Below are 12890 nucleotides of genomic sequence, written 5' to 3' on the forward strand. Positions count from 1 at the left end.
TCTCAGAATAAGGTGTATACTTACATGCGGCAGGGCCGCAGATAAGCCGGGAAGGGGGTTAGAGACGGACGTCTTCCGACTTGGTCACAGCCAGATAGATGAGCAGGGAGATGGTGGTGATCAGCGTAAGGATGGCGGCGAAGGCGGCGGCCAGACCGTAGTTGCCTCGGCTGATGGCCACATAGGTGGACATAGTCAGGGTAATGCTCTTCTGGTTATATAGGATGATGGAGGAGGAAAGCTCCGTCACAATGGCTACCCAGCTGAGGATGGCGCCGGAGAAGATGCCGTTTGCCATCATGGGGACGGTGATTTTTACGAAGGTCTTGGCCTTGGAGGCGCCTAGGCTGATGGCTGCTTCCTCGATACTCATGGAGATCTGCATCAGCGTGGCCGTTGCTGAACGGATGGTGTAGGGCAGACGGCGGATGACCAGGGCGATGATCATGATGGTCATGGTACCGGTGAGGGCAAAGGGCTTCTTGCCAAAAGCAATCAGCAGGGCCAAGCCAATGACAGCGCCTGGCATAATGTAGGGCAGCATAGACAGAGTATCGATGGTGTTGTTCAGGGCGCTGGAGCGGCGGACCACCAGATAGGCGATGAGCACCGCGATCACGATGATGATGACCAGTGCCAGGATACCCATAACGGTGGTGTTTTTAATAGAGCGGCCCAGCAGCTTCTTGGTGGCGGCCTCGTAGTTGCCCAGAGAGAAGCCGGGCTTGAAGACTGCGCCAGAGCAGTTGCGGAAGGACAGGTAAATAATGTACAGCTGGGGCAGGAAGGCCACAGCCACCAGCACATAGCAGTACAGATGCATCAGGAAACCGGACAGGCCCTTGGCGTCCTTCTTTTCCACGGGGTGCAGGGCGTTCATGGAAAACTTGAAGCGGCTGGTGGCGAACTTCTGAATGCCGAAGACCACAGCGGTGATAATGACCGCAATCATAGCAAGGGCTGCGGCGAAGTTGAAGTTCTGGCCGCCCTCACCCAGGTACTGGTTGTAGATCAGCACGGGGAAGGTCTGGAAGCCCTCGCCCATGAGCATAGGGGTGCCGAAGTCGGCAAAGGCCTGCATGAACACCATCAGGCCGGCGGCTAGGATGGTGGGCATGGACAGAGCCAGCACGATGCGGAACAGACGGCTGACACCAGTGCAGCCCATGTTGGCGGAGGCCTCCATCAAGGTGTTGTCGATATTCTTGAATGCGCCGTTCATATAGATGAACACCAGGGGGAAGAACTTGAGCGACTGGACCAACAAGATACCTTTAAAGCCATAGATGCTTCCAATGTCAATGCCTAGACCAAGCAGGAACTGGGTAATGACGCCGGAACGGCCCAACAACATGATCCAGGAGTAGGCCCCGATGAAGGGGGCGGACATGGAGCACAAGATGGAGATGACAAACAGGGCTTTGGCGCCCTTGATCTTATAAAAGGAGTAAAAATAGGCGATAGGGATGCCCAGGATCAGGGAGACTGCGGTGACGGAGACGGTCACCAGCATACTGTTGACCATGGTGTCTGTGTAGTAGGACTTGCTGAAAAATTTGGTGAACTCCGCCAGGGAGAACTGGCCCTCGGGTGTGATGACTGACTGCTTCAGCAGACCAAACATGGGGTAGACCAGGAAGAGCAGGAAGGTGGCCAGCAGGACCAGAGAGACCACCGTCCATAGCTCAAACTTTTTCTTTTTTACTGTCATACTATGCGCCCTCCTCTGTCAGGATGCAGCGCAGTCGTTGCACACGCCGGTGAGGATATTGGCGGAGCCATCGGCGGTGAACACATTGACTTTTTCTGTGTTTAGCTGCAGCTTAATGTGAGTGCCAGGGCGGATGATGCTGTCGATAGAGGACTCCTGGATGATCTCCACTTCCTCGCCGGAATCCAAATGGACAAAATAGTGTGTGTTCAGGCCGAGGAACACACAGTCATCCACCACTCCGTCAATGCCATCCACAGTGGCATCCTGGGTGAGCAGGAATTCCTCCGGCCGGACGGACATGATCACGTCCTGGTTCTGGCGGTATTGGTCCATCACGTTCTGGATCTCGGCCCGATGCCCCTTCTGCGTAAGCAGATAGGTTCTGCCGCCCTCGACTACCAGCTTGGCGTTCATCACATTGGAGCGGCCAATAAAGGTAGATACGAACAAGTTGGCAGGCCGCTGGTAGATATTCTTGGGCGTTCCGACATGCTGGATAACGCCATCCTTCATGACAGCGATCCGGTCGGAAACGGCCATGGCCTCCTCCTGGTCATGGGTGACGTAAACAGTAGTGATATTGACGCTGTGCTGGATGTTCTTGATGACGGTCCGCATCTCCACCCGGAGCTTGGCGTCCAGATTGGAGAGCGGTTCATCAAAAAGCAGAACGTCGGGCTGGATACACAGGGCACGAGCTAGAGCAACACGCTGCTGCTGTCCGCCAGACAGACGTTCCGGCAGGCGGTCGGCATACTGGTCAATCTGCATCAGCTTCATGAACTCGTCGGTTTTGGAGGCAATTTCAGCTTTTGGGAGCTTTTTGTTCTTCAGACCGAACTCCACATTTTTACGCACAGTCATGTGGGGGAAGATGGCGTAGTTTTGAAACACCATGCCAATGTTGCGTTTAGCGGGATCCAGGTCATTGATGCGTCGATCGCTGAAATAGAAGTCTCCTCCCTCGATGGAGTTAAAACCGGCGATCATCCGAAGCAGGGTGGTTTTACCACAGCCAGAGGGCCCCAGCAGAGTGAAGAATTCTCCCTCCTTGATATCTAGGTTCAGGTCAGGGATTATCACATTCTCCCCGTACTTCTTTAAGGCGTGCTTGATCGAAATGGTCACACTCACAGTACATTCTCCTCTCAAATACACACATGGCCGGCAGGCGGTCTGCTTTTTGTCTGTATCTGCTTTTTTATCTTTTAATGGCGGATTATCCGCCGGACGCGCATAAAAGTGAGCCGGTTCCGGATCAGAGGGGAGGCCTCCAAAATCAGTTCCAGAGCCGCTTCAGGGACGCCCAGGTCAGACAGGGAGGCACTTGCCTTCAGGTCCGTTAAAAACTGATGGATCTGAGCGGCGGGAGGGATTTTCGCAATGATTTGCCGTATCTGAGGCCACTGCTGTATCAGCCGCTCCGGCGTTACCTGGGCCAGACAGTCATGGAGGTTTTCCTCCCGGCAGGCGGAGAAAAGCCTGGGGCCAAACACTTCCATCAGCCGCTCATCTGACACAGGGGCATAGGGCAGCGCCAGTGAGGCGATGTTCTCTATCTGGGATAGGCGCTGATATTCCTGAGCGATGAGAAGCGTGCCGACGCCAACCTTCTCTCCGTGGAGAGCGCTGCTATGAGTGCGCAGGGCCGCTGGCTCCACCTCAATGAAATGGGATACATGGTGTTCCGCTCCAGAGGCAGGGCGGGAGGTGCCAATCATCTGCATGGCAAGTCCGCTCATCAAAAGCCCGTAGACTACCGCCTCGTAAGCGGCGGAGCCGCCGCTGCGCAGGTCGCGGCATCTGGTCCAAATGCTGTCAACAGCATCCTCCATAATTTGATAGATGACTGGGCAAAGCTTTTCTCCAGTGAGGAGATGGGAGATGCGCCAATCAGTCAAAGCAATGAATTTGCCCAGCATATCGCCAATCCCGCTTGCGGTGAGCCGCCAGGGGGCGGCGGAGATCACATCAAGATCGGCCACGACAAGGAGCGGTGCCTGACAGGGTATCGTTTTTTTATATCCATGCCAAGTCATGGCCGCCACATTGGAGCAGAAACCATCGCAACTGGCGGCGGTAGGGATAGAAATGAATGGAATACCCCGCTCCGTCGAGCAATAGCGGGTGATATCGTGGACAGTACCCCCGCCAATGGCCAGCATCACTTGAATATCTGGTTCCAGACGAGCTAACACGCTGGCGGTAGAGTTCTCATCGGCATGGAGCCCAGAGGGGGATAGGATGATTTCCTGCTCCGCTCTAGGGTGTATGGAATTTGGGATGGCGCGGTAAGTATTTTCATCGTAGACCGCACAACGCTTTCCAACAACGGGAATGCTGGAAAGAATTTCCTCCAGATGGAAAAGAGCCCCTTCCTGAATGACACATATCTGGGTCGCAAGGAGGTGTTCCCCGCCGCAAGAGCAGGGTCCGCTCAAATGGTTGGCGTCTATTTTCACATTTCAGGACCTCCTGGGTATTCGAACAGAAACGAAAGGGAAACAAGACAAGCGCATTGACTTCAACATTTCCTTTTGTTAATATATAAACAAAAGGGAGGAAAATGGCTCGTGATTTGTACATATTTTATAGCCACTATAATAACTGAAGTGAGCATTTCTGTCAACAGTGTTAATATAGAACAATAAAAAATCATTTTCGCTCATGGAGAAGGGGACTATGCTGAAAGAAGAACGACATCAAAAACTACTAAAGGTCCTGGCGGAGAAGGAATTTGCCACGGTAGAGGAACTGAGCAAAAGCCTTTTGGTTAGTATGCCTACTATCCGGCGTGATCTGACTGAGCTGGCCCGCCGAAAGCTGATCATTCGCAATCACGGCGGAGCTATGCACATTCCGACGGAGAATGTGATAGCTCCGGTGGACTTCCGAAAGAGCGTCAACTACAAGAAAAAGAATCTTTTGGCCCGGGAGGCCGTAAAATTTGCTCTTAACAATATGGTGGTCTTTCTCGACGGTTCCACCACTGCTTCTTATCTGTGCGACTATTTAAAAGGGCGTCCTGATATCATTGTCATTACCAACAGCTTGACGACTGGCGCCCATTTGAAAAGCCTGGGCCTGCGAACCTACTGCCTTGGGGGCGAGGTAATCGGAAGCTCCTCCTCTGTGGGGGGGGCCATGGCCATTGAAACAGCCGCGAACTTTAATATCGACGTAATGTTCTTCTCAGCATCAGGAGTAAATGAGAAGGGAATGATCGTGGATACCTCAGAGAAAGAAACGGAGTTGAGGGCTTTCCTGCTGAAAAACGCGGCGGTCAGCGTGTTTCTATGCGATGGGAGTAAATTTGGCCACTCAGCGGTATATAATATCGCGTCTCTATCAGAGATAGACTATATGATTACCGACAGTCCAGTGCCAGAATCTTATCCTTCCCCCAAAAAGGAAATAATCTTAGTTGAGGAGAAGTGAACAGGCAGAAGGGCGGATCAAGCGCGTTTTGAGACAAAAAAGGCGGTGGAGCTGGAACACCTGTCCGGGTGATCCGCTCCGCCGCCTGTTTATGTTCCGTCCTGAGAGGCGACCAGGATGCCCCGACGGGGCAATGGGTAGGCGGGGGGGAGCGGGGAATCGGTGACCATATAGTCCACCTGATCTAAAGAAGCGACCCGAAAAATGGATCCCTTGCCAAATTTGCTCCCATCACACAAAAAGACGCTTGTGATCGGCCGGCGAAGAAGGTGGCGGCGCAGAAGCGTTTCCTCCTCAGAGGGATCAACAATGGCCCCTTTGGGCTCTACACCATAACAGGAGAAAAAAAGCATATCAATATGAAAGCGGTCCAAAGAGTCATAGGATATCTTGCCCCCGGCCGCAGTAGAACTGCCAAAAAAGCGGCCGCCAGTATAATAGGTTCGGATCCCCCTCTGTGTAAGTTGTACCGCGGCGGAAACCCCGTTTGTGAGTACAGTCAGATCCAAACTGGGACTGAAGCAGTCAATGAGATAGCCAGTGGTGGAGGAGGCGTCCAAAAAGAGAAAGGTATGTGGGCGGACTAGCTCCATGGCCCGGTGGGCGATGGCGGCTTTGGCCTTGGCGTGGATGGTCCGGCGGATATCCAGCGGCATACTGGTCCTGTCAGCGGAGATGCGCATTGCCCCGCCATTGCCACGGATAATCAACATCTGTTCTTCCAGCTCCCTTAAGTCTCGATAGACCGTGGGGGGACTGATAAAGAAGTGGCGGCTCAGGGTATCTACGGTGACAAAGCTGTGGTCATTTAAGAAATCCAGGATGTTTAGCAACCGGTCCTTTCTCGACATAATCATTTCCTCTTGAACATTTGTGATTGTTTTTGCTTTTTTGCGCCGGTCATTGACAAAAATGCACAATAGTGTATAGTTTCAGTATAAATGAAATAACAGAAAAATGCAAGCGGCTGGGAGGAGAAAAAGTGGGGAAAAGGATCCAGATGATCGCCTTTGATATGGACGGTACGATAACGCAGCACAAATGCCCTTTAGGGGAGGAGAATAAAAAAGTGCTGGATCGTCTAGCCCAGCTCTACCGGCTGCTAATTGTGGGGGCCGGTTCAGGCTCCAGGATTTTTCGACAGATGGGCGGCTATCCCATTGATATCCTGGCCAATTACGGGATGCAGGAATGGGAATACTGTCAGGAACGAGGAGAGATGGAGGTAGTCCGGAACATATCGGTGCGCTGTGACCGGGAGTCGGTTGACCGGCGAATGGACCAGCTGCGCCGACAGTTTGGTTACATGAACTATGCGGGGGAATCGGTGGAGTACCATCCTTCTGGATGTGTCACCCTCCCACTGCTTGGAACTGAAGCGGACAGCAGGGAAAAGCTGTCCTTTGACCCGGACCGGAGCCGCCGCCGAGCCATCTACCCCTATGTGAAGGAACTGTTCTTGGACTATACAGTGTATGTGGGTGGATCCTCCTCCTTTGACTTGGCTCCCCGGCCATACAGTAAATATTATGCCTTAGACCGCTACTGTGAGGAGCGGGGGCTGTCTCATGACCAAGTGGTCTATGTGGGGGATGACTACGGCCCTGGTGGCAATGACGAGAGCATATACCGCTCTGACTTTACATTTTATACTATCGACGACTACCGCCAGCTGGGGACGGTGCTCAATGAATTTTTGAGATAAAGGCGAAAAAGGAGAATCGAGAAATGGAATTATATCATACTCCTCATGGGCTGAACGACTATTTGAATCGGACATTTACCTGTCCCTGTGGAAAGACCCACAGCGCTCCCTTAAAGTATGTAAGTGTGAGGAAGGATGCCCTTTCGGACCTGCCGAAATTTGTAAAGGAATTGGGGTTCCACAGTCTTTATCTGGTCAGTGACCACATCACCTATGGGATTGCTGGCCAAAAATGCATGGATATCCTGGCTCAGGCGGGTATCCGGGCTGAGATCATCCAACTGACCCATTTGGAGTTTGACGAGGCTACCCTGGGGGAGTTGGTCATTCATATGCCCCAGGACTGTGACCTGGTGGTGGCCGTAGGCACCGGAACCATTAACGATATGACCCGGTATTTCAGCTTTAAGCTAGGGAGGCCCTTCTTTACTGTTGCCACAGCGGCCCCTATGGATGGATTCGCGTCCAGCATAGCGGCCATCCATGTGAACCATCTAAAGACCACCTTCCAGGCACAGACCCCGCTTGCGGTCATTGGGGACACAGAAATTTTGAAAAATGCCCCCTATCCAATGATAGCGGCCGGACTGGGTGATCTGCTTGGAAAATGTACCTGCCTGTGTGACTGGCGGCTGTCCCATATCATTACGGGGGAGCATCAGTGTGAGCGGATCATGGAGCTGGTGGAGAAGTGTGTCCAGGACCTGCTTCCGGTGGCTGGTCGGGCTAAGGAACGGGACCCAAAGGTGTTGGGAGATATCATGGAGGGGCTTGTCTTAACCGGTGTGGCTATGAGCTTGTACGGCAATTCCAGACCTGCCTCCGGCTGTGAGCACCATATGTCTCATTATTGGGAAACCATCCTGGAGCAGCGGGGCCAGCGGCCAGCTCCCCATGGAGCTCAGGTAGGCGTAGGTACTGTTCTGGTCCTGAAAGCGGTGGAACTGCTGCTGGAGCGGAAGGTGGATTTTGATGCCGCCCGCAGGGCGGCGGAGGCATATGACCCGGTCAAGTGGCGCGAGGAGATCCAGAGAGCCTACGGCCCTGCCGCCCCTGGAGTGATTGAGATGGAAGAAGAGGCGGGTAAGAATGCCTCCGCCGGCCGGCTAGCGCGCATCGATACCATGGAGCGCCGCTGGAGCGAGATCTCGGCCCTGCTTCGGACCTTACCCACTTCCGACTATGTGGCGGACCTGCTGTCCGGCTTGGGGGCGCCCTGCCGGCCGGAGGGAATTGGCATCGACCAGAAGCTGTTGAAGGATACATTCCTCTACTGCAAAGAAATAAGGGCTAGATATACGATTCTTCAGATGATGTGGGATCTGGACCTGTTGGACTCTATCTCTGATCAGGTGATCGAAGAGATCGGGTGAGCAGGGAATAGAAGGGCACACAAATAATTTGCCCTAGATTTAACACAACGGAACTTTCTTCAGCTGGGTAGTTGTTGTATTGTGAAACAGGGTGAGAGAGGAGGTGCGGAAAGCGTCTCCGCCAAAATGGCGGGGGCGACCCAAAGTAAAAAAAGAAGCCGGCAGTTACCCAACCGCTGAAGGAAAAACGACGATGTGGGACTGACAGACGGTTATATAAGAAATTTTTGAATGATGGAGGGACAAACGTGAAAAAGAAGTATCATACCCAAAACTTGTGGAGGCGCGTCATGGCTCGCGTCATGGCATTGGCACTGGTAGTTGGCCTGTTTCCGGCAGGGATGGCCCAATCAGCGTCGGCCGTTGAACTGCCAGAAGACGAGATCAAAGAGATGTGGGAAATCGCCCTGGAAAATGGCTATACCCACTATGATACCATCGACCTGTGCGGTGGCAACTCCCATATGCAGGGAATTTGTGTGGATGACAAGATGGAATACATGTATTTCTCCTATACCAGTGCGCTGGCCAAGGTAGACATGAAGACTGGCAAGGTGGTCGGTTCCGTAGGTGGCTTCGGCGAGGGAAGCTTCGGTACCCCTGGCGGCGCCCACTTGGGCTGTCTGGCCTACTATGACGGTAAGATTTACGGTTCTTTAGAATATAAAGAGCCAGGAGCAAAATTCTTTATTGCCGTCTTTGACGAGGATGCCATTACTGAAGTAGGCATGGATATGAAGGAGATGGATACCGGCGTGTACGGCATCCTACTGGAGGAGCCAACCTCTGACTTCCGTGATCCTCTGAACGATGTCGTCAGCGGCGCGAACGGCTTTGCGGTTAATGAGGAGAAGGCGGGGCATAAATTTGGCTGCTCCGGCATCGACGGCGTTACCTTCGCCCCCATGCCCGGCAGCGATGACGACAAGATGTACCTCTTTGTAGCTTATGGCGTATATGGCAACAATGACTACTGGAAGGGCCGTTATGATAACAATTACAATGTTCTCCAAGTCTATGACCCCGAAGATTTTGACCAGCCATATAACGAGTCAAAGGGAACCGGAGACTCTGTACTCCGCCGCTTTACCTATGAGCGGGGACTGAGTACTGATTATGAGGAGAGCGAAGTGCTCACAGCCACCGATACCCTTTATGCCTGGACTGGAACTACTAGCTACGGTGCCCAGAATATGGAGTACGATAAAGACACAGGCGATATTGTCCTTTATACCTATGCGCCCCAGCAGGAATGGAGCAAGGGCCACACCCTCTATGTGATCGACGGCAGCAAGGTCCCCGTGGAGCGGGAGATCGAGGTGGGACAGAGCAACACAAACTCTGACCAGGATGCCCATGACGCCGCTGTGGCCAAGGCCGAGGAGTATAAGGTGGACGGCAAATATCCCATCGGTAAGCATGGAGTGCTTAAGTGTATCTGCGGCAACGATTGTCAACCTACTGTCTGCGGCGACACCGGCATCACCGCTATGGTCTGTGGCGGAGCACTGCCTGAAACCGCTACCTACGGTATCGCCTCCATCGGTGGTGGATATTATTATATCGTAGATGGCGCCACGACTGCCAGCCTGTTTAAGCGGGATGATAACTATAACTTCACCCGGGTCACTCTGGACCGACCTATCAATGCATTCAACGATATCGTTGAGGGAGACTGGTATTACAAGGCTGTGGATTATGCGCTGACCGAGGGTATTATGTCCGGTACTAGCACAGACACCTTTGCGCCAAACGCCACCCTGACCCGTGCCATGGTGGCCCAGATGCTGTACAGCCTGGAGGGCAAGCCCGCGGCCGGCAGGGCTGACTTCGCTGACGTGGCGGAGGGCGCCTGGTACGCTGACGCCATTTCCTGGGCGGCTGGTGAGGGCATCGTGTCCGGCTATGGCGACACCTTCGGTCCCAACGATCCCATTACACGGGAACAACTGGCCCTGATCCTATACGGCTATGCCCAGATGAAAGAGTATGACACCACCCAGGGCGGTATGTCCATCCGGGAGTTTAGCGACTACACCTCCATCTCCGGCTGGGCGCTGGAAGGTCTGGACTGGGCGGTGAACGCCGGTCTGCTGTCCGGCAAGGGGAACAACACCCTGGCGCCTACCGCCGGGGCCACCCGTGCCGAGGTAGCACAAATCTTTATGATGTTCTGTCAGGAAGTGGCGAAGCAATCAAAATAAAGCAGAGAACAGTGGGGGCCCAGGGACGTATCTCGTCCCTGGGCCCCTACTATTAATAGATACTTTGGAAGATGGCCGACGGTTCAAAATTAAACTTATGAAAGACTCCATAAAACAGAAGTAATAATTTTAGAAACTTATCCTATTTTTAGATGTTATGGTATTGCATACATCTACAAGCGCGGGAAGCTGCCATGGAAAACAAGAAAGCAATGGTGGGGGCAAGATTCGCAAGAGGGAAGATGGATGCTTGGAATACCAATCAATATACTGCGGGCTATACCCAGAAGCAGAAGGCACACAAGACAACTTGAATACCGGCGCGTAAAAATAGGACCATTACGTTGGTGCGTTCCGCGTGAAGGAAAAAAGTTTCACACTGGCTGCTTTTCGTTGTTCTCTGACAGGGCGGGTACAGTTGGTCTGTTCTCTGGAGACAATGACTCCTCATCCTCGTCCACAGGTCGCCACGCCTGACCGAAGTGTACGTCTCGGAACAGAGCGGCAAGACCTGTGATCTGCTTGAGCCGCAGGATCTCGTCCCGATCCATACCTAAGTGGCGGGCGATCCAGGCATCTGACCGCCCCAACTCGTGTAGCTCTTTGATAATATTGCTCATCAGGTCCACGTTATGAGAACCTCTAGCTCGGTTGTGACGTATCGTGCTGGCCATTCGATTAGACAGCGGCTTATCAATCACGGCTACGGGCAACATCCCGTGTTCCCGCTCATAAATGTCCCGGTGCTCCTTCATAATACGCCAGCGATGGAACCCATCCACGATAGCGTACAAGTCCTGTTTTTTGGAATAATAGCAGACGATAGGCTGGGTATAGCCATCCTCCAAAATACTAAGGTAAAGAAGTTTCATTTCCGGCGGAGCGACGCTGTTGGGATTGTATGTATTGGGGACGATCTTTTCAAAGGGCACAGCGATAATATGGTATGCTGGGCTAGAAAATCCATCAATTATCATCCATGATCCCCCCATATTTGCGTTTGATCAGGTCGATACGTTTCTGCTCCTGGCGGGTCAGCCCGAAGCCCATAAAGCGACAGGTATGGTCATTTTTTAGGATGCAGTAACACATCCTCTTCCAACTGGGTATATCCTTGGTGCTTTTAATATCATCTGTATGGTCCGGAATGGGCCCGGCAAAGATAACACGGGACTTCTTGTCCAATGTATAGTTGGACACGCCATTTCTTTGAATCTGATACCCGTGTTCCTCAAGCTCCCGGATGGTTTCTTCAGATAGGCCACCCCCTGTTTCACGCCAGAATCGGATAGAGGTCTTAAATTTTTTGACATAGTTGTTCCGAAGCCGACTTGGCAGGGTATCCAATAAAAATAGAGTATAGGACTTCCATGTATGGCCCTCAGGAAGAGAGATATTGCGGTAACCCATGGCCTTGGTGCGGCTGTAGATAGCGCCAAAATTGGCACCTCTAACCCGACCTACCAACTTAGTCCAGATCTCTGGATCAATTACCCGGTACAGGTTCAGCGCATCCTTGGAGTAGTCGTTGAAAGGAGAGGCTACACGCATCTGGTCGATTTTCAGCCCCGCCTGATAATAAAGGTCGTAAAGTCGATTATAGTCGTAGCCGAAACGAGCGTTGGCCACCCATACATCGCTATTGGTCCAGTCGTAAAGCGGGGAAGCGCACCATACATCCTTGAACTGCTTGGTTATCCAGCACTCGCCCTTATATCCGTATTTTTTATTGAGGAAGGCACTATACCGCTGCAGGGATTCGCTGGCTCGCATTCCCAACAGGCAGACCGTTTTTCCACCCCCTTGCTGCTCTTTGTAAAAGCGGCCGAACTGTTTAGCCAGGTCTTCCTGATGCATCCGATAGCGGTAGTGGTTAAAGGGCCGCTCCATGTTGATTACATAGGGGTAGTTTGGCATAGGCCGCACCCAAAGCTCAGGGTGCCTATCATCCCAAGGATACCAGAACATCTCGTAGCTAGAAAGGGCGGTACGGGTGGCCATAGGAAGACAGACCCAGTAGGGGGCTACTTCCGGCAGCAGCCGCTCGAAGGTCCGTGTGACATACTCGGTCGTTACGGTATACTGGGCTTCAAAATCCTGGTGGAACAGGCCAATGACCCGGTGCGGATAATGAGCGCGTTTATAGTCCATCAGCAGATTTAGCAGCAGGCCGCTGTCCTTGCCACCGCTGAAGGAAACATAGATGTTCTCAAATTCCTGAAACAGATAATCAAACCGGTCCTGAACAGCGTCGTAGACGGACCGATCCAGGTATTCTCGCTTCATATCAATCTCTCTATCTAACAATATGACAACATTACTGATACTGTGGGAAGCGGGTACCTATGGAATCTCCTAACTGAAAGCGGCGAAATCCATAGACATGGACGAAAAGCGGACTGTCCTGCTGAAAAAGGGTTCCTTTTTTTGGAGTAATTTCCTATATATTGTATCAC

General features: G+C 52.6%; 10 protein-coding genes. 4 read left to right on the plus strand and 6 right to left on the minus strand.

Features of this window, described 5'->3' with window-relative positions:
• Positions 1 to 58: 58 nt before the first annotated feature.
• The 3 genes from MCG44_RS02370 to MCG44_RS02380 form a co-directional block, all read right to left on the minus strand.
• On the minus strand, positions 59 to 1711 hold the full coding sequence (locus MCG44_RS02370) for an ABC transporter permease (protein WP_147573426.1): 1653 nt from the start codon (positions 1709 to 1711) through the stop codon (positions 59 to 61).
• A gap of 18 nt (positions 1712 to 1729) precedes the next feature.
• On the minus strand, positions 1730 to 2848 hold the full coding sequence (locus MCG44_RS02375) for an ABC transporter ATP-binding protein (protein ID WP_147573425.1): 1119 nt from the start codon (positions 2846 to 2848) through the stop codon (positions 1730 to 1732).
• Positions 2849 to 2922: 74 nt separating this feature from the next.
• Positions 2923 to 4176, minus strand: a complete 1254-nt coding sequence (locus MCG44_RS02380; protein WP_240286609.1) for a sn-glycerol-1-phosphate dehydrogenase — start codon at positions 4174 to 4176, stop codon at positions 2923 to 2925.
• A gap of 220 nt (positions 4177 to 4396) precedes the next feature.
• Between MCG44_RS02380 and MCG44_RS02385 the strand changes: the two genes are divergently transcribed.
• Entirely contained in the window at positions 4397 to 5152 is a 756-nt protein-coding gene (locus MCG44_RS02385) for a DeoR/GlpR family DNA-binding transcription regulator (protein ID WP_186853396.1), read from the plus strand.
• Positions 5153 to 5241: 89 nt separating this feature from the next.
• Here the strand turns inward: MCG44_RS02385 and MCG44_RS02390 are convergent, their stop codons facing one another.
• Positions 5242 to 6003 carry a DeoR/GlpR family DNA-binding transcription regulator gene (locus MCG44_RS02390; protein ID WP_186853397.1) on the minus strand — a complete coding sequence of 254 codons (762 nt, stop codon included), beginning with the start codon at positions 6001 to 6003 and terminating at the stop codon, positions 5242 to 5244.
• 131 nt (positions 6004 to 6134) lie between these two features.
• On the opposite strand from MCG44_RS02390, the gene MCG44_RS02395 reads away from it, so the two are divergent.
• The 3 genes from MCG44_RS02395 to MCG44_RS02405 all read left to right on the plus strand — a co-directional run bounded on the left by MCG44_RS02395 (position 6135) and on the right by MCG44_RS02405 (position 10434).
• A complete protein-coding gene (locus MCG44_RS02395) occupies positions 6135 to 6857 on the plus strand; it encodes a phosphomannomutase (RefSeq protein ID WP_240286611.1) in 723 nt (240 codons plus the stop codon).
• Between the two features lie 23 nt (positions 6858 to 6880).
• Positions 6881 to 8230 carry a sn-glycerol-1-phosphate dehydrogenase gene (locus tag MCG44_RS02400; RefSeq protein WP_240286613.1) on the plus strand — a complete coding sequence of 450 codons (1350 nt, stop codon included), beginning with the start codon at positions 6881 to 6883 and terminating at the stop codon, positions 8228 to 8230.
• Positions 8231 to 8520: 290 nt separating this feature from the next.
• Positions 8521 to 10434, plus strand: coding sequence for an S-layer homology domain-containing protein (locus MCG44_RS02405; protein WP_240286615.1), 1914 nt, complete (start codon positions 8521 to 8523; stop codon positions 10432 to 10434).
• 374 nt (positions 10435 to 10808) lie between these two features.
• Here MCG44_RS02405 and MCG44_RS02410 read toward each other — a convergent pair whose 3' ends face one another.
• Complete coding sequence (locus MCG44_RS02410) at positions 10809 to 11411, minus strand: IbrB-like domain-containing protein (protein WP_240286617.1); 603 nt, start codon at positions 11409 to 11411, stop codon at positions 10809 to 10811.
• Entirely contained in the window at positions 11401 to 12720 is a 1320-nt protein-coding gene (locus MCG44_RS02415) for a phosphoadenosine phosphosulfate reductase (protein WP_240286619.1), read from the minus strand. The genes MCG44_RS02410 and MCG44_RS02415 overlap by 11 nt, the downstream gene beginning before the upstream one ends.
• Between the last annotated feature and the right edge of the window lie 170 nt (positions 12721 to 12890).

This window comes from Lawsonibacter sp. OA9, from assembly GCF_022440585.1.